The organism is Pseudoruminococcus massiliensis, from assembly GCF_900291955.1.
GTDB lineage: Bacteria > Bacillota > Clostridia > Oscillospirales > Acutalibacteraceae > Pseudoruminococcus > Pseudoruminococcus massiliensis.
Map to the genome: position 1 here is coordinate 16,243 of NZ_OLMR01000009.1, position 22,831 is coordinate 39,073.

Consider the following 22,831-nt stretch of genomic DNA (forward strand, 5'->3'; position numbering starts at 1 on the left):
TACATAGTATAATAAATGGTTAGGAGGATATTTGATGAGATTGCGTAAGCAGGCACTGGGCAATCGTAACCTTATCGGTGCAAGAGTTGAAGCTGCTCGTAAAAGCAAAGGCATTAAACAAAAGGAATTACTTGCACAGTTGCAGGTCAATGGTGTTGATATGAATGCCTCTGGTCTTTCTAAGCTTGAAGGTCAGATTCGTTCTGTCACAGATATTGAGCTTGTTGCACTTGCTGATATACTTGAGGTTTCGATAGACTACTTACTTGGCAGAGAGTAAATCGCAACTATTTGTGAACGCAACTCTGAACCATCAGTCCCAAAAGCTATAATTGCTATTTATATACTTCGCTCACAAGAACGATAAAATATAATTAAGCACATCAAAAAGCACTTGGACTTCTTTACGAAGTCCAAGTGCTTTTAGTTTTTGGCTCAATATCAATAATTGTGGTAACCCGAAAAAATAGCATAAAGTATAATTACAAGTGGCAGAAAATTGAAAAAGTTCGTAAAAAATGGACATTAAAAAAACAAACCTCCTACGGCAGAATAAAAATTGTCATATGAGGTTTCGTTATGCCAAAAGAATATTGACACATAGTAAAACTGATATATTTGTATATTCTTCAAAATAAAATGTCAAATTTTTAATATAAAAGCTTACTATTTTCTGTAATGTTTATGCTTTATTGTGGACATAGATTTTCAGACTTACTTATCATAAATTCTGAATATTCAAAAAGTGCGTATTTAGCTGATTCTGTCATTTTTTCATAGTTCCTAATCAGCATACTAAGTATTTCATCTTTTACTTCTGAGTTTGTTTGTATGTTTTGAGATTCGTTTTTATTGGTTGCGTTTTTAACTTCGTATCCCATAAGCCACGCTTCAGATACATTTAATGCTCTTGCAAGAATATAGAGTTTATTTTGTCCTGGTTCTACCTTTCCAGAAACATATTGGCTGAGGTCAGATTTACTAAGTTTTACACCATATTCACTACAAAATGGTTTTGCACGATTTATAATATCAATTTGTTTTAAACCATTTTTCTGCATAAATTCATTAAGTCTTAATGCTGTACTTGAAGTTTTCATTAAATCCGCACTCCTATATTTCTTGTGTTGTCTTATTATATCAGAGTAGAAATCACAGTTCAAGCATATTTGATAAAAAATTTAAAAAATTGAACAATTACTTTAAAATGTAAATTCATACAAACACAACTCTCATATATATAATTAATTATTTCAGTAGAGCTTTTTCGGCGCCTGTAGATTATTCAAATAACCATGTACCAATTTCTAAGCCTTCTGGTTTAGATGTATCTACCCTGTCTATATTGTGCTTGATGCTTCTTCTTATAACAATCAATATCAAGATATTATGATTATAATAGTTCTAAGCTTTTTAGAACTAAGTTCGATGATAAAGGTAATGTTGTTAATGATTTAAGCAATAATATGACAAGTAATACGAGTGTAGTTGAAAATTTAGAAAGTTCAATATCTAATTATTATGAAAGTAGCAATAAAAAATATTCAAGCATAAACCAATTTATAACTTCTAATGATGAACAAAAAATTCACTAATATATATGTAATAGCAGTAGTATTGTAAATGAACATTGATAGAAAATAAAAGTGATGGACCTTAAGCTCCACCACTTTTTATCTTTAAATAGAATATTAAATTTTATATACCAAATCCACCGTTTACACCGAGAACTTGAGCAGTAATGAATGAAGCTTTATCAGATATGAGAAATTCCACCGCATTAGAAATATCCTTAGAAGTGCCTATTCTTCCAAGAGGTGTTTCGTCACGAAGTATATCAATATCCTCCTGAGTATAGCACGAAATCATATCTGTGCTTATAACTCCAGGAGCTATGCAGTTTACGGTAATTCCGCTTGGTGCAAGTTCTTTTGCAAGAGCCTTTGTAAGACCTATTATTCCAGCTTTAGATGCGGAATATACTACCTCACAAGAGGCACCGACTTCTCCCCAAATAGACGATATATTTATAATTCTTCCACAATGCTCAGAAACCATATATCGTGTTGCTTCACGAGAGCATTTTATTGCACCAAGAAGATTTGTTGATATTACGGCCTCAAGCTGTTCATCGCTGATGTCTTGGATAAGGCTATTTTGTAGAGCAATTCCAGCATTATTTATAAGAGCATAAGGTGTACCAAAGCTTCTATATGTTTGCTCAAAGAGATTTTTTACATCGGCTGTATCTGAAATATCACCATGAATGGCGATAGCTGTGCCACCTTGCTCTTGAATTTCTTTGCAAAGTACAAGAGCTTTTTCGGCAGAATGGTTATAGTTTATTGCAACTGCATAGCCTGCCTTTGAAAGTGTAGTACAAATTTCTGAACCAATACCTCTTGAGCCACCTGTTACGATAATAGAACGCATATTTTACTCCTTAATAAGAGCTTTTTCAATTTCTCCAATAAAAATAATGTGATAATCATTGTCGCTGTAACATTTATCTATAATGTCTTTATCTATAAAGGATTCAGCATTCATTTCTTGACGATAGAGCTTTTTACAGATTAGGATAAGCTTGCCTTCTTTAAAATATGGAACCTTTTCATCAAATAAAGGTGTGATACCTGTTTCCTTAACCTTATCATAATCTCTGCCAGAATTTTTCCCGCAGAAAGTTAAAGCTTTGCGCATAGAGTCACCGCCAAAGGTTAGTGAAAAATGGTCGAATTTATCTATAAATTCGAGTGTATAGCGAGATTTTCTGACATAGACAGTTGCAACATTTTTATTCCAAAGGATACCAACGCCACCCCAGCTTACAGTCATTGTATTAAATTTTTCTGAATTTCCTGCTGTAAGCAATGCCCAATCTTTATTAAAAAGATTATAAGGACTTGCAGTGAGCTCGGTAATATTTATTTCTTTAAAATCGGACATGAAAAATACCTCCATAAAATCTATTTTAAGTATATTATATCATATGAATAGCTTAAATTAAAGCGAAAAAAATATATGAGAATTTGGGATTTGATTGGTAATTAGTGGCTATCATAGAACTTACATTATGTAAACTTGCAATATTCAATAAAAAAAGCAAAATAAAAGTGCCTTTATTCTAAAAAAGCACTTAAATTTTAAATATTTCGTAAAAAATTTTGAAAATTACTTGAAAGTTATTTGGTACTTATTGTATAATAATTTATATTATAGTGACTTATGATAGTATTTTAAAAGGTGCTTTCTATGAAAAAAAGAAAAGTAAAAAACAGAATAAAACCAAAGAAAAATTACATTCTCAGAATTGCGGTTGTGGCGTTTTTTATTTTTATTCTGGTTACAATAGTAGACCAGCAGATTAAAATTCAGCAGAGCCGTACTGAGCTTGAAAATGTTAATAATAAGCTTGAAATGGCTCAAATGAAAACTCTTGACCTCGAAAAAAAATCACAGCTTGCTGAACAGGCAAGCAAACTCACAGTGAGCGAGGTTGCAAATCCAGTTGAAGAATCAAGCAGTAATGAAGAATCAAGCCAAAATGAGAATTTAGTTCAAGCTTCTTCTCAACCAGAAAAGAAGAAGCAAACAACTGCTGAAAACAAAACTGATGAGGAAAAAGAATGTGAGGAGTATCTAAGGCAGGAAGCATTGCGACTCGGCTATGCTAAAAGCGGAGTGCGTGTTTTTCAAAATATAGCCGGAAATTAAGGGGAGGAAAAATTTTCACTATGGGTCTTGCAGTAGGAGATGTTCTTGAGGGTAAAGTTAGCGGAATAACTAAATTCGGAGCTTTTGTTGACTTACCAGAAGGAAAAACAGGTATGGTGCATATTTCTGAAGTCGCTCAGACTTATGTAAAAGAAATTAGCGATTTTGTTAAGATAGGACAGGTTGTCAAGGTTAAAGTTATGTCTATCACTCCTGAGGGTAAGATAGGTCTTTCTATGAAAAAGGCTTTGCCACCAGCTCCTAAGCCAAATGGCGGTTCTAAAAGACAAGGTGGCACTCAAAGTCCTGGCAGACCAGGAAACTTTGAATGGCAGAGTTCTAAGCGACCTGAGGCAACAAGCTTTGAAGATATGATGTCTAAATTTAAACAGACAAGCGATGAAAAAATGTCCGACCTCAAGCGTTTTAATGAAGGCAGCTCAAGACGCTCTGGCAGAGGTTCTCGTGGAAATAGTAACAACGGGTATTCATCAAGATAATTATAATCTTTAGATAACTGAATTAAGCAGGTGAGCAGAGTAAAAATGTCACCTGCTTAATTTATAGCTTGAACTATGAATTAAGCATATATATTAAAATATAACTCAATTTTACAATTTGTACTTTTGTGCGAATTTTTAAATTGATGCTTTTTACTGATATGTGTTACTTTTAAAGATAAAAGAGCATTTTATTGCTATTGATGAATTGTTTTTTCTGTATTATAATACTATTGTGATATATATGGATTTTTACATTCAATTTGTTATTTTAAAATAAATAACATTATATTAACCATAAGAATTTAAGATATTCATTGATTTTATAATCAGACTGAGTTGAATTTTAAAAATTTTGTAGAAATCTTAATACTAAGCTTTTGTATGACTAAAGGACGGTAAAAATGAGCAAAACTAACGAAAAATACACTAACGAAGAAATACTGTCTTTAAAAGAGGCAGTTCAACACGGAGATTTTCTCCTTCCTTTTGATATTTATAGGACAAGAATGCCTGAATACTTTAACTCCTTTCCGATGCACTGGCACGAGGAGATAGAGATAGTATATGTTAAAGGCGGATATGTTGAATTTAACATTGACCTTGAAACATATGTTGCAGAGGAAAATGATATTGCTATTATTCCTCCTTGTGTTCTTCATTCTTTTAAGCAATATAATGGTAATGAAGCACATATGCTTACTATGATGTTTAATATGAGTATGCTTACAAATAATTCAACAGACGCTTGCTCTATTAGATATTTTACACCTTTTTATGAAAGACAGCTCTCTATGCCTTATATAATAAAGCGTGACCACCCATCTTATAGCAAGATTCGTGATATATATCTTTCAATAGTTGATACTTATGATAAGAAAAGGGATTTCTATGAGCTTACTATCAAATCTAAGCTCTATGAACTTTTCTATGTATTTTTCGCAGAATGCTTTGAAAAGATTGATTATGATACTACTCTCAAAAATAATACAACTAAGAATATCAAGGCTATTCTTGATTATATCAGCGAAAATTATATGAACTCTATTACAATAGAGGAGCTTTCTGCAAGTGTAAATCTTAGCAAGCATTACTTTATGAGGTTCTTTAAGAAATATATGGGAACAACTTGTATTGAGTATATCAATGATTATCGCTTGAATATTGCTACAAATATGCTTTTGACAACAAATTCTCAGATTACAGAGATTGCAACAAGCATAGGTATAACTAATCTCTCATATTTCAACAGAATATTTAAAAAGAAATATAATATGACACCTAAAGAATATCGCCGTAGCCTTGAAAATAAGCGTGTAGATAGTCGCAATTTAGAGTCATAACTATTAAATTATACATAACTGTCAATGAATATCTACTTTTTTATATTGACTTTAACAAGGTTTAAGTGTTATACTATTTTATATTTATTATATTATATTCGGAGGTAGTAAAATGGCATATTCCACAGAAATAAGAGCCGCAATAGAACAGTATCTTAAAAATGACGAATGGAACTATACATTTGATGAAGAAAGAGAAGTTATCAGATGCGGAATTAACCTTAGAAACCGCCTTAAAGAGTGCCGTATAATTGTAGACATTGATGAAACAAAGTATCTTTCACTTGGTCTTATCAGTCTTAACTGTGATGAGGAGCATAGAGTAGAGCTTTCTAAGTTCCTTACTATGGTAAACTATGGTCTTTTGCTTGGTAACTTTGAGATGGATTTCAATGATGGCGAAGTTCGTTATAAGATTGCAACAAACTGCAAGGATTGCATTCCATCACAGGCTGTTATAGAAGATAGTATGATGATTCCTGCTATTATGTTTGAACAGTTTGGCGATGCTATGATTGATGTTATGTTTGGTTATAAAACTGCTGAAGAGGCATATGCTTCTACAGAAAGCAAAGAGTGATAAAATTAAAATTGTCATAAAAATGTAAACTTTTGGCTTAATGTCAATGGTTATGGTAACACGAAAAATAGAATAAAGTATAATTACAAGCGACAGAAAATTAAACTGTCGCTTGTTTTTTCGTCAAATCTCTTAAGAAGTAATTTTCTTGAATTTTTAAAGTATCTATAATATGATTTGCTGAATTTCTTTTGTTCTTCTTTTCTGACACCTTCAAAAGCCCAGAAAAGCTGGCATATTCAGTGGTATTTATCAACAATTTGTTCAGCGTTCTCAAACCATATCGAGCCGATATTTGCAAACGGTTTCCGCATATCGCTGACAAAATATTTGTAGAGCATATTTTGTTCTCCGCTTCAGGCTTATAAGCAATTATATTTTAACGGATTTTGGTAAACTATGCTCTACTTTTTTACTTTTTATCTGTAGGCTCTTTTTTACCCAAACTATTGACATTAAGCCACATAAAAACCTCAAACTTTATGCTTGCTGGTATAATCTCAATCTCAGGCACAGACAGTGATAGAACTAGTGTGTTCTCAAGACTGTTTAACGATGAAATCTTTAAAGATTACTTACCCTGATGTCAATATATCATCTTTTAGTGCTTCAAAAAGTGGTTATGTTGGTGATTCGGTTACTCTCAAGGCTTCTGTTTCGAGCGGAACAGCACCTTATGAGTATCAATACAGCTATGATAATGCTAAAGGTATAAAACATATAATTACAGCTTATACAGCTGGTAAAACCTCAACAACTTGGAATACCTCTTCCCTATCTGCCGGCGATTATACGATAAGGGTTGAGGTCAGGGATAAAAACAAAAAAACTGCAACAAAAACAAGCACAATAAGCCTTCAAACAAGAAATGTCAAAGGCTCAATATCTACTATGGAAACAAGCTACACGCAAAATGCCGAATGGTATCCGAATGTAAGATTTCAGGTTAATATAAGTGATTTCAAGACTTATAGCGGTAGTACCCAGATAGAGCTTCTCCCTACCTCGAAAGATATTGGCACATATAATTATCGCCTTATTGTTCAGGATAAAAATAATAAGGAATATACAGCTGTTGTTTTCTATATTTACGCACAATATTTAAATGGTTTCATTACAGATATAAGTATAACAAAACCAGATGATATATTAAACACTCAAATGGGATTTTTCTCTTTTATATTTGTTTCGATTGGTGCATTTATACTTATGATTAAAACTCCAAGAGTTCTCAAAAATTTAGTAGCATAGTATTAAAATAAAAATCACTTTATGATATTATAATAATCATAGTATTTGAAAGGATTGATTATATGAAAAACAAAGTGAAAATAACTGCTTTAACATTAGCTTTGATAGTATCTATGGCAAGTATAGTCGGTTGTTCTAATAACAGTTCAACAAGTGCAGAGGCAAGTGTATCAAGCAATTCTTCCATAGAATCATCTATCGAAAGTTCTATTGGTGAATCCAGTGTTTCTAAATCGTCTGCAGAAATATCATCTGAAACAACAAGTGCAACAGAAAGTAGTGTAAGTAGCAATAGTTCTGCTATCGACCCTGATGTTGAAGAACGCTCATATAATAAAGATGAACAAACTAAATTTCAAAGCACGAGAATTCTCAATTATAAATACTATCCATATAACAAAACATATTATTATAAAGGAAATGAAAGTACAATAACTATACCTGAAGTATTTTCCGAGTGTCCACATATAATGAGTGATACAGTTAAAGAAATAATTGTTCCAGAAACGATAAAAAAGATTACAACAGATGCTTTTACAGGTTGCCCTAATCTTGAAAAGTTGGTAATTTTGAATCCCGATTGTGAATTTGATGTAAAATTTTTAAATTCAGGTGTTGGTTATCCGCCAGAGATATTATCAAACAGTAATGTTAATATATATTTATATTGTCATAGTGATAAAACTCCTGCGGATAAATCAGGAAATCGAGTAATACCTAAATCACTTACTTCTTCAACTGCAAAATTCTTTAGTGCAAATTACTCTACACTTTTAATTCACGATTTAGCCTCAGAATCATACGAATAAAGCCAAAAATAAAAGCACAACTCAGGCTGTGCTTTTATAATGCCCGTCAGAAGATTGACGGAATATATAGATTTTGGTATAATGTACTCGCACACGAAAGTGTGTACATAGTGCATACCACATAACGGTAGGCGGTTGTTCCCTTAACCTCTTTGAGGTGCAGGGATACATAAAATTTTCTTTTATCCCTGCTTTCTTAATGAAAGGAGGGATACGATGATGGAATGGAATGATTTCTTCCAGATGATTATTGCAGTTACAAATATACTGCTTGTCATAAATTCATATCGCAACAATAAAAGAAGATAACCGCCCTGCTCTCCAATAGGACGGTTATCTTTATAACAAAACTATCGGGAACAACCGCTTATCGGTATGCTCTATGTTTATATTATACACTACATATTAAAATATGTCAAACATATCATTCGACTGCACAGCCTAAGCTGTGCTTTTTTATTGTTCAAAGGAGGTACATATGATAAAAGTAAAAATCACAAAGAATGTCATTAACAAAAGCGTAAGCCCTCTTGGAAGTGCAATGACTCCACGATTGATTGTATGCACTGTACTTGGCTTAGCTGCTGCTATTGCAACATTCTTTGCATTAAAAGACAGTATAGAGTTCAATGCACTTATGTGGATAGTCTTTGCAGAAATAGCACTATTTGTTTCTTTAGGAATACAGATAAACGGAGTAGGTGTATTAAATCTTTTATTCGGCAAACAAAAAGATACACGACCATTTAATAGAAAAGGAGTATTTAACGATGATGAATCTATTTTCTAATATATTTTCTAAAAAGCAAAATAATATTTTTGGCAATATAAAAGCAAAAGTACCAAAAACAGCTCAAGATACTATACCATTCATAGAAGCCTATGAGAATGGACTTTTTCTTACCGGTGAAAATACATACACATTGATTTTCGCTTATAATAACATAGATTATTTTCTTTTCAGAGATGACGAAAAAGAAGATATTTATGAAAAATATATGCGTTTACTCAATACTCTGCCGTCAGATATAGAATATCAGGAATTTACGATGAATACCGAGGTTGATTCTGATGTGCTTTATAGAACACTCTTGCCGAATAAAGACTCGGAAGAAAAATATCCTGATATTGCAAAGGACTATAAGAAAGTCATAGGAAGCTATATTGAAAATACTTCCGCTGCTGCGGCCAAAAAGATTATGCTTATTGCAATGACCTATACACCTCAAAACAAGATAGATAACGCAAATATACTTTTTAAGTATTATCAAAATTTACAGCAGTTATTTACAAATCTTCATTCAGAAACGCACCAACTTGGGGCTGAGGAAGTGTTTGAAATTCTATACAAGCTGTACCACCAATTCAGCAATATTCCGTTTATGTTTCCTAAAAATGTCTTATCGACAGGTGGCAGAATTAAGGATTATATTGCTCCGTCAATATTCGTATTCAGACAGAAGTGCATTGAAATAGGTGATTCTTATACTCGTGTGCTGTTTGTAAAAAGCTATGACCGTAATATCGATGATGAATTTATTCATGACTTACACGATAATAATGAAAAAATAGTAATATCTAAACATTTACGCAGGGTAGACAAGGGTGAAGCTGCAGATATGGTTAAAAAGAATTTAAATAGCCTTGAGGGCAGCATACAAAAGCGTATGGAGATAAATCATAAGAATGGTACTAATTTTATTCCATATTCATTAAGTGACAGAGAAAAGGAACTTAAAGACCTACAAGACCGTCTTGGCGGAACAGGCTGTGAGCTTTTTGAAGTATCAATTTTTATAGCTGTTACCGCAAAAACGGAAGATGAATTAAATGAGCTTACTCGTTATGTACAGAATAAAGCTAAAGCACACCAAGTAGTACTTGATACTCTTACCGGACAACAAGCAAAGGACTTGATGCTATCACACCATTTGCATTAAGTAAATTCAATTCAAAATTTAATAATAATATAAAGACATATCTTCTTAGCGATGCTGCTGGGGTTATGATACCGTTCTCTCATGTTGAACATTTTGCAGAGGGCGGTATTTTTTATGGATAAAATCAGATTACATAGCTAAAAAGTGCCTTTTTTATATAAAATTTAGGTATTCGCAAAGGTATACCTTTACGGATATATTGGAGGAAATATTAAAATGAGCGAAACAAGAACTTATTACTATGCTCGTGTCAGCACAAAGAAGCAGAGTTTAGATAGACAGCTTGAAGCGTTTCATCAGCTTGGTGCGGAAGAAAAATATATCTTCGCAGACAAGCAATCAGGAAAAAACTTAGAAAGAACCAACTATCAGATTTTGAGAAACAACATACTCCGAAGCGGTGACACCCTTGTTATAAAATCTCTCGACCGCCTGAGCAGAAATAAGCTTGACATAAAATCTGAGCTTGAGTATTACAAGCAATACGGCATTCGTGTAAAAGTCATAGATATGCCTACAACTATGATTAACCTTGAGGGACAAGAATGGATTATCGAAATGGTTAATAATATCATTATTGAAGTCCTATCTTCTGTTGCAGAGCAAGAGCGTCAAGAAACGAGAAAAAGACAAGCCGAAGGAATAGCCTCAGCAAGAAAGCGTGGACAACATCTCGGAAGACAAGAAATAGACTTCCCCCCTAATTGGTTTGAGGTTTACATCAGATGGAAAAAGAAAGAAATCCGAGCTAATACAGCTATGGAAATCTTAAATCTGAAAAGAACCACTTTTTATAAGCTTGTTAATAAATATGAGCAAGAAGATAAGTGGAATATAATATTAATGATGTTCGATTACTCATCTTATCGTTGAGTATTTCGCCACTTGTAAAAGAGCGAGTGCAAAAGTAATCAAAAGCGGGTATTATTACCCGCTTTTTTAATTTAGAAAATTGAGGTTATACAAAATGAAAATTGCATTTTATAATGTTGATTTAGATTATATTGATTATTTAAAAAAGTTTGAATCTGCTCATCGTGGTTTTACCAGAGTTCCAAATGTTCAATATCGAAGTGGAAACAATAAGTTCTTCTATGGAACTGTTTTAAATATCCAAAGGATTGATTACTTTGTGCCTATATCATCTAAACAACACAATAGAGAAGATGATATTCAAATAAAACCAAAAAATGATAAGTATTGTAAAGAATATGCTACTTTGAGATTTGCATATATGCTTCCAATTCCTCACCAATGTATAACAATGCTTAATATTTCTGAAATTTCTAATAATACACAAAAAGAAAGAGTAAGAAAAGAATTAGCTTATTGTTGGAAATTTAAAACATAAATTATAAAGAAAGCCGTAGCATTGCACAAATAAATACTTGCAATGCTACGGCTTTTTTGCATAACTGAGAATTCAAGTCCCAGTTATAATTTTGTTTGTAAAAATAAATGGATAATTAATTATAAATTTTTATTGACAAATATATCCAAAATCAAGTTTCGTAGATATATTATTATGGAACTTGATAATATTGTTCAAAGGCAATAGGTATACACCTATTGCCTTTGAAGTTTGGTGACCCATCGGAGATTCGAACTCCGGACACCTTGATTAAAAGTCAAGTGCTCTGCCAACTGAGCTAATGAGTCATATTGGTTGGGATGGCTGGATTCGAACCAGCGAGATGACGGAGTCAAAGTCCGTTGCCTTACCGCTTGGCTACACCCCAGAAAAAATTTTCTTCAGCATACGAACAGTCATATGCTGAACGAAAATCAAAAAATATTGGGGTGGATAGTCGGATTCGAACCGACGCTCTCTGGTGCCACAAACCAGCGCTTTAACCAGCTAAGCTATACCCACCATATGGCGCGCCAAAAGGGACTCGAACCCCTGACCTACTGCTTAGAAGGCAGTTGCTCTATCCAGCTGAGCTATTGGCGCATATGGAGCGGGTGATGGGAATCGAACCCACACAACCAGCTTGGAAGGCTGGGGTTCTACCACTGAACTACACCCGCGTTTCGTGACAAATAGTATATTATCACATCATCCTTTAAATGTCAATAGGAAATTTAAAAATTTTTTCTATTTTTCAAAAAAATTATTTTCAAAGAAATCACTTGACAATTTCATGACTTTATTGTATACTAATTAAGCATTATTTGCCGGTGTGTCGGAATTGGCAGACGAGACAGACTCAAAATCTGTTATCCGCAAGGGTGTGTGGGTTCGAGTCCCACTACCGGCACCATATAAGAACCTCACGGTTGATAGAAAGGTATCTTCCGTGAGGTTCTTATTTTATTTGTATCAATGTTTTTTTCGACTTTTATGCCTTGCGTAAAGTCTCAAAAAGTACCGCTTGAAAATTGCTGTGCAAGATAATTTTCCGCTGTTGGCAAAAATGTAACAGCGGAATTATAAAAAAAACTTTCGCACAAAAGTGTACAGCCTGCGGACTTTTTGTTTTTCTATCTTCTATTCAACCTTTGAGCCGTCTTTGAAAACAAATACTACCTTGTCACGGAAATAAACGGTCATGCTGTCAAGCATTATATTCCACAATCCTTGTAATTGTTAAATATTCCTGAAAGCTGGGATTTGGTACGGCTAAGAAGCATTTAGACCAAAGATTTTGATTTTTCTTTTTATAATTTTTTAGATTTTATAAATTATCCTCTAACTTTTTAGTGATTAAAGCCTTTGCTTAAAATCTTCATATCCGAATTTTTTCCACAATTCAAAATCACCGTTTTTGTGAGAAATTGCAATAGAGGGAAGTGGCATACCATTAAAGGTGTTATTCTTAACCATAGTATAGATAGCCATATCGCAGAAAAGAAGTCTATCACCAATCTTCAACGGCTCATCAAAAGAATAATCACTGACAATATCTCCCGCAAGACAGGTAGGTGCGGCAAGACGATAAGTATACTTTTTCTCTCCAGCCTTTCCTGCCCCAATTATTTCAGGACGGTATGGCATCTCAAGGACATCTGGCATATGGCAAGCAGCAGATGCGTCTATAATCGCAATATCCATTCCGTTATTAACGATATCTAGTACCGTTGTAAGTAAATATCCTGCATTAAGTGCTACTGCCTCACCAGGCTCAAGATATACAGTAACATCATATTTATTCTGTATATAGTCAATACATTTGATAAGAGTTTCTATATCATAATCATGACGAGTTATGTGGTGTCCGCCACCAAAATTAACCCATTTCATTTGTTTGAGATACTTTCCGAATTTTTCCTCAAAATATGGAATAGTATGCTTTAGAGCATCTGAATTTTGCTCGCACATAGTATGGAAATGTAAGCCAGAAATACCGTCCAGTTCGCTTTCCTCAAAATTTGCAAGAGTTATGCCCATACGAGAATTTTTTGCACAAGGATTATAAATTTCCGTTTCAATTTCAGAATATTCAGGATTAACACGCAAGCCAAATTCTATTTCAGGGTGTTTCTTTGCAATAGTTTTAAAATGCTTCCACTGAGAGAATGAATTCAGCACAATATGATTGCAATATTTCAGAAGCTCGTTAAAATCACTATCCGAAAAAGCTGGTGAAAAAACATGAACTTCCTTGCCCATTTCCTCAAAACCAAGCCTTGCCTCATAGATGCCACTTGCTGTTGTACCATCAAGATATTTAGAAATAAGTGGATATAATTTATACATAGAAAAAGCCTTTTGTGCAAGCAAAATCTTACAACCTGTACGCTTTCGGACTGATTCAAGTATTTCAAGATTTTTAATCAATGCACCTTCATCAACAATATAGCAAGGTGACGGAGCATTAGGAAATTCTAATTTTTTCATCATCAACACCCTTTCATAACATAAAAAGCTTAATTCTACAATTATAATTAATCAACTTTCCCAAGACTTTAAAAGTTTCGCTCGAGGCGGCGAGCCGCCGCAGCCAAGACGCGGAATCGCTCGGCAAGCCTCGCTCGACACTAACAAGAGAAACCGATTGCCGCGACTGATAAAACTACCGATTAGCAAACTAACTATTATAAGACACTTAAAAGTTTCGCTGCGAGCCTTTGGTCGCTCTCCGCAGAGAGCGAAACTCTTTTGGGCGAAGCCCAACATTTATTTTTCCCTAGCGGCGGACTTTGTCCGCCGCCTTTTCTTTTGTAATCAATAAACTACTGGTTCAAATGTAGGGGCGAACTGTGTTCGCCCGTTCGATAGTCTACCAGCAATATTAGCCATAAAGTGCGGACTTTGTCCGCACTTAGAGAGAAAAAGATGTTAAGGGCTTTGCCCTTAAAACCCACGAGGGACTCCGTCCCTCGAACCTGCGAGCCTTTAAAAAGGCTCGAGCGAAACTTTTAATTGTCTTAGATAGGTGCGTTAGCTAATTGTAGGAGCGAACTATATTCGCTCAATAGTTTCATCGACCGCGTCAATCAACTTCTCTCACTCACCACGAGCGAGACTTGTCGAGCGATTACGCGTCTTGACGGCGGCGGCTCGCCGCCTCGAGCGAAACTTTTAATTGTCTTAGATAGGTGCGTTAGCTAATCGTAGGAGCGAACTATATTCGCTCGATAGTTTCATCGACCGCGTCAATCAACTTCTCTCACTCACCACGAGCGAGACTTGTCGAGCGATTACGCGTCTTGACGGCGGCGGCTCGCCGCCTTGAGCGAAACTTTTAATTGTCTTAGATAAGCAAAAACTAATTTTTATTATAGTGCAGAAAAAGCTAAAAATCAACAACATTAAAAATATGTTGACAAGTTCTGAAAACAAGCCTATAATTAAATCATAAAAGTTAAATAAGTTTACGAACCGGGGAGTCAATCAAATTGTTCTGAGAGTGAGGTAGTGCCTCTTACCCGTTGAACCTGACCGCCGTTATTGCGGTGAGGGAGTTTTGTAGTTATCGCACTATGCGTATTTTTGCAGAACTTCCTTTCGGGGAGTTCTTTTATTTTGCCTTTTGCTGAATTTTATTATATTTTTCGGAGGTATTATACTATGGAAGATAAGTTGATTATCGGAGGTCACGAGTTTAATTCCCGTTTTATTCTTGGTTCAGGTAAATTCTCACTTGAACTTGTAAATGCAGTCATCAAGCATGGCGGTGCTGAAATAGTTACACTTGCATTAAGACGAGCAAATAAAGGTGGAGAAGAAAATATTCTTGATTACATTCCAAAGGGTGTCACACTTTTACCTAATACATCAGGTGCAAGAACTGCCGAAGAAGCTGTTCGTATAGCAAGACTTTCAAGAGAGCTTGGCTGTGGCGATTTTGTCAAGGTAGAAGTCGTCCACGATTCAAAATACCTCTTCCCTGATAACTATGAAACAATCAAGGCAACAGAAATCCTTGCAAAAGAGGGCTTTATTGTTATGCCATATATGTTCCCTGACCTCAATGCTGCTCGTGATTTGGTCAATGCAGGTGCAGCAAGCGTTATGCCTTTAGGTGCTCCTATTGGAAGTAACAAGGGACTTGCTACAAAAGATTTCATAAAGATTTTAGTTGATGAAATTGATGTTCCGATTATTGTTGACGCAGGAATCGGCAGACCATCACAGGCTTGTGAAGCTATGGAAATGGGTGCAGACGCTGTTATGGCTAATACTGCTGTTGCTACTGCTGGTGATGTCGCTACAATGGCAAAAGCATTTAAGCTTGCTATTGAAGCTGGCAGACTTGCTTATCTTTCAAAGTCTGGCAGAGTTTTACCATTTACAGGTGAAGCATCAAGCCCACTTACAGGTTTCCTTGCAGACTAATATTAAAACAAAAGAAGGATTTTTATTATGCCTAATGAAACAAGTATTATGGAGCAGGTTCTTGCATTTCACGATAAGTATGATTTTAATTCATTCACCGCAAAAGATGTACAGAACGCTCTGAATAAAGATAGAATTGATTTTTACGATTACGCCGCCTTGCTCTCCCCTGCTGCACTTCCATTTCTCGAGAAAATGGCTGAAAAAGCTCAGCTATGTACGAGGAAGCAGTTTGGTAACACAATAGCTCTTTTCACACCAATTTATATTGCAAATTACTGTGAAAATCAGTGCGTTTATTGTGGCTTTAACTGCAAGAATAAAATTCATCGTGCAAAGCTGAATATGGAAGAAATAAAAAAAGAATATCAAGCTATTGCAGCAACTGGTTTGAAAGAAATTCTCATTCTTACAGGCGAATCCCGTTCTATGTCTGGCATTGAATATATCGGTGAAGCTGTTGAGCTCGCAAAGAAATATTTTTCACTTATCGGTCTTGAAATATATCCAGTTGAAGTTGATGAATATAAATATCTCCACGAAAAGGGTGCAGATTTTGTTACCGTTTTCCAAGAAACCTATAATACAGAAACCTATAAAAAAGTTCACCTTGCAGGTCAGAAAAGTATATTTCCATATAGAATCAATGCTCAGGAAAGAGCCATTCTTGGTGGTATGCGTGGCGTAGGCTTCGGTGCATTACTCGGACTCGATGATTTTAGACACGATGCTTTCTGCGTTGGTGTACACGCAACTCTTATTCAAAGAAAATACCCTCACGCAGAAATTGCCGTTTCCGTTCCAAGACTTCGCCCATACATCAATGGCGAAGAAACAAACCCTCGTGATGTTCACGAAAAGGAACTTTTGCAGATTATGTGTGCTTATAGATTACTTATGCCTTTTGCAAGCATAACAATCTCAACTCGTGAAAGATCAGATTTCCGAAATAATGCCGTAAATATCTGCGCAACAAAGATTTCCGCAGGTGTAAGCGTTGGTATCGGCGGTCACTCCGAAAAAGAAAAGGGCGATGAACAGTTCGAGATTTCCGACCCAAGAAGTGTTGATGAGGTTGTTGACGCACTTCATCAATATGGCTTACAACCGTCATTCAACGATTACATAAGACTTATTTAATATGAGTATGCTTTTTGTAATTACAAGCAGTAAATCGTGCAAAGAGGATTTTCTCACACGAATAAAGCGAATAGCCTCTGCAAATCCAGACAGAATAATTCTTCGTGAAAAACATTTAAGTCAAGATGATTTGCTTAAGCTTGCCATAAAATGCAAAGAAATTTGCGACAAATATTCCGTTGCATTTTCTGTCAATAGTAATATTGAAGTTGCTCGTAAAGTTAATGCTGATATACATTTGCCATATAAGCTTTTCGTTGAGAACAACGAAAATATAAAAGATTTTTCCACAATCGGAGTATCTGTCCATAGCATTTCAGAGGCAGAAACCGCTGAAATGTTTGGTGCATCATATCTTATTGCAGGACATATATTTGCAACAGATTGCAAGAAAGGTCTTAAACCTCGTGGCCTTGAATATCTTTCAGATATTTCAAAAGCCGTTAAAATTCCTGTTCTTGGCATAGGAGGAATAAGCCTTGAAAGACTTTCCTCCGTTTTACAAACAGGTGCAGCAGGTGCTTGTGTGATGTCACATTTTATGAATTGTGATAATCCTGAAAGTGAAGTATCAGCATTCAAAAAATTTGCTAACGACTAAAATTCCTATATACAGCAAAACCACCGTTCCGAAATCAATCGAAACGGTGGTTTTGTTTATATGGTAAAAAGCTAAGAAATAAGCTTAATGCTTATTTTATAATTGATTCACCTGTCATTTCAGCAGGCTGTGGAAGTCCCATAATCTTGAGCATTGTAGGAGCAATGTCTGCAAGTCTGCCGCCCTCACGGAGCTCGCAAGGATAGCCAACTACGCAGAAAGGAACAAGGTTTGTTGTATGAGCTGTGAATGGAGAACCATCAGTATCAATCATCTTATCAGCATTGCCGTGGTCAGCAGTAATAAGAGCAACACCGTCCATCTCACGGATAGCTGTAACAACCTTACCTACGCACTCGTCAACAGCCTCAACTGCCTTAACAGCAGCCTCAAATACGCCTGTATGACCAACCATATCGCAGTTAGCATAGTTAAGAATAATCATATCATACTTACCAGTCTTAATAGCAGCTACGAGCTTATCTGTAACCTCATAAGCACTCATCTCAGGCTGTAAGTCATATGTTGCAACAGCAGGTGACTTAACAAGGATTCTATCCTCGCCCTCATATGGTTGCTCAACACCACCATTGAAGAAGAATGTTACATGGGCATACTTCTCTGTTTCAGCAATTCTAAGCTGTGTCATACCCTTATTGGAAATATATTCACCAATTGTATTTTTGAGTGACTGTGGCTTGAATGCGACTTCAACATTAGGCATAGAAGCGTCATACTGTGTCATACAAACATATGTTAATGGGAAGAAGCCATTCTTTCTCTCAAAGCCCTTGAACTCAGGGTCAACGAAAGTACGAGTAATTTCTCTTGCTCTGTCAGGTCTGAAGTTGAAGAATACGATGGAATCTCCAGGCTTAACTGTTGCATTTTCTTCACAAACTGTTGGAACAACAAATTCGTCTGTTACATCGTTTGCATAGCTTTCTTCAACAGCCTTAACAGGGCAGCAAGCCTTGTTGCCTTCGCCATAAACCATTGCAGAATAAGCCTTTTCAACTCTATCCCAACGATTATCTCTATCCATTGCATAGTAACGACCCATAACAGTTGCAATCTTGCCAAGACCGATTTCCTTGAGCTTGTTTGCACACTCTTCTACGAAATCCTTACCGCTTGTAGGAGGAACATCACGACCGTCAAGGAATGCGTGAACATAAACATTCTTAACGCCCTTCTTCTTAGCAAGCTCTACGATAGCATACATATGAGTATTGTGGCTGTGAACACCACCATTTGAGAGAAGTCCCATAATATGGAGAGCCTTACCCTCTTGAGCCGCATTATCAACAGCCTTGAGGAGAGCCTCATTCTCAAAAAATTTGCCGTCTTCAATAGACTTTGTGATTCTTGTAAGCTCCTGATAAACTATACGACCTGCACCAATATTTGTATGACCGACCTCACTATTACCCATCTGTCCGTCAGGAAGACCTACATCAAGTCCCGAAGCACCGATTTTTGTAACAGGATTTTCTGCAAAAAGCTTATCAATATTTGGTTTCTTAGCGGCTTTGATTGCGTCTCCACGCTTTTCAGCCTCAAGACCTACGCCAAAGCCGTCAAGAATCATAAGAATTACAGGTTTTTTCATTATTTAACTTCCTTTCGTGATTGCCAATAAGCTGAATTATTCAGCTACGCTTGTTTCAGTAATTATAGCTGAATACAAAAACAAGCCTAAGGTAATACTCCATTTGCCTCAAAAGGCGAACCCATTACATCAAATATATGGTGTGTGGATACATATAACAAGATGCGTAATCGACTTATATTTTATACAGATTAAGAAATTCCCAATGAACTACCGAATTGCGAACTTCGTTCGCAATTTTAAAAAAAGAGATGTTAAGGGCTTTGCCCTTAAAACCCACGAGGGACTCCGTCCCTCGACCCTGCAAGCTTTTGAAAAAGCTTGAGCAAAACTTTTAAGTGTCTTAGGGCAATTCATTAGCTAATCGGTAGAGCCGAACAGCGAAGCCTGTTCGGCTACGGTAGCTACTTCATCCGCGTCAACCAACTTCTCTCACCCACCACGAGCGAGACTTATCGAGCGATTCCGCGTCTTCGTCGTGGGTCGGCACCCACTTATTTTGAAGCTTCTTCGAGGAGAACGCCGAAATCTGCTGCCTTGAGTGATGCACCACCGATAAGACCACCGTCAACATCTGGCTGTGCAAGAAGCTCTGCTGCATTCTTTGGATTCATAGAACCACCATACTGAATTGTCATACCGTCTGCAACTGCCTTGTTGTATCTCTTTGCAACAACGCCACGAATGAAAGAGCAAACCTCGTTTGCCTGCTCAGCTGTTGCAGTCTTGCCTGTGCCGATAGCCCATACTGGCTCGTAAGCAATGATAACATTCTTAGCGTCTTCTTCAGAAACGCCTGTGAATGCTGCTACTGTCTGAAGTTCAACAACATCTTCTGTAATGCCGTCTTCACGCTCAGAAAGCATCTCACCAACGCAAAGGATAACCTTAAGACCTGCTGCAAGAGCTGCCTTAACTCTTCTGTTTACTGTGAGGTCAGTTTCGCCGAAATATTGTCTTCTTTCGCTGTGACCGATGATAACATATTCTACACCCATTTCTGTAAGCATATCAGCAGAAATTTCGCCTGTGAAAGCACCACTCTTCTTGAAGTGAACATTCTCAGCACCAACCTTAATGTTTGTGCCCTTTGTAAGCTCTACTGCTGTTTCAAGGTTTGTGTAAGGTACGCAGATAACTACGCCACAAGTTGCTTTCTCAGCAATTGGCTTGAGGTCTTCAATAAGAGTCTTAGCCTCTGAACGAGTCTTATTCATTTTCCAGTTTCCTGCGATAATAGCTTGTCTTAATTCTTTATTCATTATGATTATCCCCTTTAATTTAAATATTTTTAACAGAAAATCTCTGTTTTCATAGGGAAAGGGCAGAGCAATGCCCTACCCTTCCTTTTAAGCATATATTAGTCCTTATCGTTGAGGCAAGCAATGCCTGGAAGAACCTTACCCTCGAGGAATTCAAGAGATGCACCGCCACCTGTTGAGATGTGTGTCATCTTATCAGCAAAACCGAGGTTTTCAACAGCAGCAGCAGAGTCACCACCACCGATAATTGAAATAGCGTCAGATTCAGCAACAGCCTTAGCAACAGCGATTGTACCCTTTGCAAAGTTAGGCCACTCAGAAACGCCCATAGGTCCGTTCCATACTACTGTACCTGCATTTTTGATAGCGTCAGCAAAGAGCTTAGCTGTCTTTTCGCCGATATCAAGACCCATCCAGCCGTCAGGAATGTTGTCAGAATCAACTGGCTTAAACTCAGCGTCAGCCTTATATTCTGTTGCAACAACATTATCCTGAGGAATGAGGAAGTTTACGCCCTTTTCCTTAGCCTTAGCCATAATATCCTTAGCAAGCTCTACCTTATCAGACTCACAAATAGAAGTACCGATAGAATAGCCAAGAGCGTTCATAAATGTGTAAGCCATACCGCCGCCGATGATGAGTGTATCAACCTTATCGAGGAGGTTTGTGATAACACCAATCTTATCAGAAACCTTAGCACCGCCGAGAATAGCAACAAAAGGTCTCTTAGGGTCAGCAAGAGCTCCGCCCATAATTGTGATTTCCTTCTGAATGAGGTAACCGCAAACTGCTGGGAGGTAATCAGCAACACCAGCTGTTGAAGCGTGTGCTCTGTGAGCTGTACCAAAAGCATCATTTACATAGATTTCTGCAAGAGAAGCAAGCTCCTTAGCGAATGCAGGGTCATTCTTTTCCTCTTCCTTATGGAAACGAACATTCTCGATAAGCTCTACTTCGCCGTCCTTAAGAGAAGCAGCAATGCTCTTTGCACTCTCACCGATAACATCTTTAGCCATCTTAACTTCCTGACCAAGAGCCTTTGAGAGGTACTCAGCAACAGGAGCAAGAGAATATTTCATATTAAATTCGCCCTTTGGACGACCGAGGTGTGAACAAAGGATAACCTTAGCCTGATGGTCAACAAGGTACTTAATTGTCTTAAGAGCTTCGTTAATACGCTTTGGGTCAGAGATATTTCCCTCTGCATCAAATGGTACATTGAAGTCGCAGCGAACAAGAACCTTCTTGCCCTTTACATCAATATCTTCAACTGTCTTTTTGTTTAAGTAGTTCATTATATTGCACCCTTTCAAATTCATTGTCCCCGCAAAAGGATTAATTGCGGTAAACTTATTGATTTTATTTTATAACAAATCCTAAATTATGTCAATCCAGTTTTAATAAGTTACCGCAAATTTTTACATAACTCTCTTATTTTACCCACAAATAAGCTATATTATTCAGTTTAAAGCAATAATTTCCAATTTACTTTTCATATCATTAAGCTCAACTTAAATTTTACTATAATCATCAGTAAATTTTAATTTTTAAAGACTTTGCAGTGGCAAGCAGGCGAGCTGACAACAAAAAAGGAGCGAACATTGTTCACCCCTGAATATCAAACAAGCATTATACCTTAATAAATTTATGAAGTCTGTTGACAAGCACAGCTGAAACAGCAATCTTAACTGCATCAAAAGGTAGAAAAGGAACTACACAAAGTGAAAGTGCATTCGCAAGGTCCATACTCTTACCAGAATTATTACAAAGAATAATAAACCAAGCTGTTCCAAATGCGTAACATACAAGTACGCCTATAATCATTGCAACAATAAGAACCCAAAGTTTTCTTCCAAATAGTTTTACTGCAAGACCAATAATAATAGCTGTAAAAATAAAGCCTACAATATATCCGCCTGTCGGAGAAGCCAATTTTGCAAAGCCTGATGTTCCACCCGCAAAAACAGGTATTCCGATAAGGCCAAGAAGAATATAAATTACTACACTAGTTGTACCTTTCGCCAATCCCAAAAATCCTGCTGCAAGACATATGCCAAGTATCTGAAAGGTTACAGGAACTTCTCCTATTGGAATTGAAATAAGCGAACATACCGATATAATAGCTGCAAAAAGTGCAATATATACTATATCAAGTATGCTTTTTCGGGAATTAACTTTCCCTTTAGTTTTCTTTGTTTCTTTAATGTTATCCATCTTTTATTCCTCCAATTTTTTCAATAAGCATATTATATCTGATTTTTCTTTAATTGTCAACCTTATTTTAAATTATAGTTAAC

At 36.1% G+C, this 22,831-nt stretch carries 23 protein-coding genes and 6 tRNA genes; 15 read left to right on the forward strand and 14 right to left on the reverse strand.

Features of this window, described 5'->3' with window-relative positions; genetic code table 11:
* The first annotated feature begins 34 nt into the window (after positions 1-34).
* Entirely contained in the window at positions 35-280 is a 246-nt protein-coding gene (locus C9914_RS10045) for a helix-turn-helix domain-containing protein (RefSeq protein ID WP_022263688.1), read from the forward strand.
* 409 nt (positions 281-689) lie between these two features.
* On the opposite strand, the gene C9914_RS10050 is transcribed toward C9914_RS10045, so the two are convergent.
* The 3 genes from C9914_RS10050 to C9914_RS10060 form a co-directional block, all read right to left on the reverse strand.
* Positions 690-1,100 carry a helix-turn-helix domain-containing protein gene (locus C9914_RS10050; protein WP_022263689.1) on the reverse strand — a complete coding sequence of 137 codons (411 nt, stop codon included), beginning with the start codon at positions 1,098-1,100 and terminating at the stop codon, positions 690-692.
* 598 nt (positions 1,101-1,698) lie between these two features.
* Positions 1,699-2,433: an elongation factor P 5-aminopentanone reductase gene (gene ymfI, locus C9914_RS10055; RefSeq protein WP_022263690.1), complete on the reverse strand. Its 735-nt coding sequence runs from the start codon at positions 2,431-2,433 to the stop codon at positions 1,699-1,701.
* Between the two features lie 3 nt (positions 2,434-2,436).
* A complete protein-coding gene (locus C9914_RS10060; protein WP_022263691.1) occupies positions 2,437-2,946 on the reverse strand; it encodes a flavin reductase in 510 nt (169 codons plus the stop codon).
* A 306-nt stretch (positions 2,947-3,252) separates the two neighbouring features.
* On the opposite strand from C9914_RS10060, the gene C9914_RS10065 reads away from it, so the two are divergent.
* From C9914_RS10065 to C9914_RS10080, 4 genes are all read left to right on the forward strand, one after another.
* Entirely contained in the window at positions 3,253-3,714 is a 462-nt protein-coding gene (locus C9914_RS10065; protein WP_022263692.1) for a hypothetical protein, read from the forward strand.
* A gap of 20 nt (positions 3,715-3,734) precedes the next feature.
* The gene (locus C9914_RS10070; RefSeq protein WP_022263693.1) at positions 3,735-4,214 is read left to right on the forward strand and encodes a S1 RNA-binding domain-containing protein; all 480 of its coding nucleotides are present in this window, start codon (positions 3,735-3,737) and stop codon (positions 4,212-4,214) included.
* Between the two features lie 404 nt (positions 4,215-4,618).
* The gene (locus C9914_RS10075) at positions 4,619-5,557 is read left to right on the forward strand and encodes an AraC family transcriptional regulator (protein ID WP_022263694.1); all 939 of its coding nucleotides are present in this window, start codon (positions 4,619-4,621) and stop codon (positions 5,555-5,557) included.
* Between the two features lie 112 nt (positions 5,558-5,669).
* Positions 5,670-6,137, forward strand: coding sequence for a type III secretion system chaperone family protein (locus tag C9914_RS10080; RefSeq protein WP_106765173.1), 468 nt, complete (start codon positions 5,670-5,672; stop codon positions 6,135-6,137).
* Between the two features lie 83 nt (positions 6,138-6,220).
* Here the strand turns inward: C9914_RS10080 and C9914_RS12035 are convergent, their stop codons facing one another.
* The gene (locus C9914_RS12035) at positions 6,221-6,376 is read right to left on the reverse strand and encodes a transposase (protein ID WP_106765232.1); all 156 of its coding nucleotides are present in this window, start codon (positions 6,374-6,376) and stop codon (positions 6,221-6,223) included.
* A 316-nt stretch (positions 6,377-6,692) separates the two neighbouring features.
* On the opposite strand from C9914_RS12035, the gene C9914_RS10090 reads away from it, so the two are divergent.
* The 6 genes from C9914_RS10090 (at position 6,693) to C9914_RS10115 (ending at position 11,488) form a co-directional block, all read left to right on the forward strand.
* On the forward strand, positions 6,693-7,388 hold the full coding sequence (locus C9914_RS10090) for a hypothetical protein (RefSeq protein WP_106765175.1): 696 nt from the start codon (positions 6,693-6,695) through the stop codon (positions 7,386-7,388).
* A 62-nt stretch (positions 7,389-7,450) separates the two neighbouring features.
* A complete protein-coding gene (locus tag C9914_RS10095) occupies positions 7,451-8,197 on the forward strand; it encodes a hypothetical protein (RefSeq protein ID WP_106765177.1) in 747 nt (248 codons plus the stop codon).
* Between the two features lie 478 nt (positions 8,198-8,675).
* Positions 8,676-8,987 carry a hypothetical protein gene (locus C9914_RS10100; protein ID WP_106765178.1) on the forward strand — a complete coding sequence of 104 codons (312 nt, stop codon included), beginning with the start codon at positions 8,676-8,678 and terminating at the stop codon, positions 8,985-8,987.
* Positions 8,968-10,137, forward strand: coding sequence for a hypothetical protein (locus tag C9914_RS10105; RefSeq protein ID WP_106765180.1), 1,170 nt, complete (start codon positions 8,968-8,970; stop codon positions 10,135-10,137). Before C9914_RS10100 ends, C9914_RS10105 begins: the two co-directional genes overlap by 20 nt.
* Positions 10,138-10,353: 216 nt before the next feature.
* On the forward strand, positions 10,354-11,010 hold the full coding sequence (locus tag C9914_RS10110; protein ID WP_106765182.1) for a recombinase family protein: 657 nt from the start codon (positions 10,354-10,356) through the stop codon (positions 11,008-11,010).
* A gap of 94 nt (positions 11,011-11,104) precedes the next feature.
* The gene (locus C9914_RS10115) at positions 11,105-11,488 is read left to right on the forward strand and encodes a type III toxin-antitoxin system ToxN/AbiQ family toxin (protein ID WP_106765184.1); all 384 of its coding nucleotides are present in this window, start codon (positions 11,105-11,107) and stop codon (positions 11,486-11,488) included.
* A gap of 232 nt (positions 11,489-11,720) precedes the next feature.
* Here the strand turns inward: C9914_RS10115 and C9914_RS10120 are convergent.
* The 5 genes from C9914_RS10120 to C9914_RS10140 form a co-directional block, all read right to left on the reverse strand.
* Positions 11,721-11,796: transfer RNA gene (locus C9914_RS10120), tRNA-Lys, on the reverse strand.
* 4 nt (positions 11,797-11,800) lie between these two features.
* Positions 11,801-11,876, reverse strand: a tRNA-Gln gene (locus C9914_RS10125).
* A gap of 57 nt (positions 11,877-11,933) precedes the next feature.
* Positions 11,934-12,010: transfer RNA gene (locus tag C9914_RS10130), tRNA-His, on the reverse strand.
* 4 nt (positions 12,011-12,014) lie between these two features.
* Positions 12,015-12,091 (reverse strand) — tRNA-Arg (locus C9914_RS10135).
* A 3-nt stretch (positions 12,092-12,094) separates the two neighbouring features.
* Positions 12,095-12,168: transfer RNA gene (locus C9914_RS10140), tRNA-Gly, on the reverse strand.
* Positions 12,169-12,314: 146 nt separating this feature from the next.
* Here C9914_RS10140 and C9914_RS10145 point away from each other — a divergent pair.
* A tRNA-Leu gene (locus C9914_RS10145) sits at positions 12,315-12,401 on the forward strand.
* Between the two features lie 443 nt (positions 12,402-12,844).
* Here the strand turns inward: C9914_RS10145 and nspC are convergent.
* Entirely contained in the window at positions 12,845-13,981 is a 1,137-nt protein-coding gene (gene nspC, locus C9914_RS10150) for a carboxynorspermidine decarboxylase (protein WP_181013450.1), read from the reverse strand.
* Between the two features lie 1,170 nt (positions 13,982-15,151).
* Between nspC and C9914_RS10155 the strand changes: the two genes are divergently transcribed.
* From C9914_RS10155 to C9914_RS10165, 3 genes are read left to right on the forward strand one after another with little or no spacing between them, the layout of a single operon-like run.
* The gene (locus C9914_RS10155) at positions 15,152-15,919 is read left to right on the forward strand and encodes a thiazole synthase (RefSeq protein WP_106765188.1); all 768 of its coding nucleotides are present in this window, start codon (positions 15,152-15,154) and stop codon (positions 15,917-15,919) included.
* Between the two features lie 27 nt (positions 15,920-15,946).
* Entirely contained in the window at positions 15,947-17,059 is a 1,113-nt protein-coding gene (gene thiH / locus C9914_RS10160) for a 2-iminoacetate synthase ThiH (RefSeq protein ID WP_106765190.1), read from the forward strand.
* A 1-nt stretch (position 17,060) separates the two neighbouring features.
* The gene (locus C9914_RS10165) at positions 17,061-17,660 is read left to right on the forward strand and encodes a thiamine phosphate synthase (RefSeq protein ID WP_106765192.1); all 600 of its coding nucleotides are present in this window, start codon (positions 17,061-17,063) and stop codon (positions 17,658-17,660) included.
* A 91-nt stretch (positions 17,661-17,751) separates the two neighbouring features.
* On the opposite strand, the gene gpmI is transcribed toward C9914_RS10165, so the two are convergent.
* The 4 genes from gpmI to C9914_RS10190 all read right to left on the reverse strand — a co-directional run bounded on the left by gpmI (position 17,752) and on the right by C9914_RS10190 (position 22,748).
* Positions 17,752-19,272: a 2,3-bisphosphoglycerate-independent phosphoglycerate mutase gene (gpmI, locus tag C9914_RS10170; protein WP_106765194.1), complete on the reverse strand. Its 1,521-nt coding sequence runs from the start codon at positions 19,270-19,272 to the stop codon at positions 17,752-17,754.
* A 494-nt stretch (positions 19,273-19,766) separates the two neighbouring features.
* Complete coding sequence (gene tpiA, locus C9914_RS10180; protein ID WP_106765197.1) at positions 19,767-20,534, reverse strand: triose-phosphate isomerase; 768 nt, start codon at positions 20,532-20,534, stop codon at positions 19,767-19,769.
* A 98-nt stretch (positions 20,535-20,632) separates the two neighbouring features.
* The gene (locus C9914_RS10185) at positions 20,633-21,829 is read right to left on the reverse strand and encodes a phosphoglycerate kinase (protein WP_106765200.1); all 1,197 of its coding nucleotides are present in this window, start codon (positions 21,827-21,829) and stop codon (positions 20,633-20,635) included.
* Between the two features lie 334 nt (positions 21,830-22,163).
* Positions 22,164-22,748: a biotin transporter BioY gene (locus C9914_RS10190; protein WP_106765201.1), complete on the reverse strand. Its 585-nt coding sequence runs from the start codon at positions 22,746-22,748 to the stop codon at positions 22,164-22,166.
* Between the last annotated feature and the right edge of the window lie 83 nt (positions 22,749-22,831).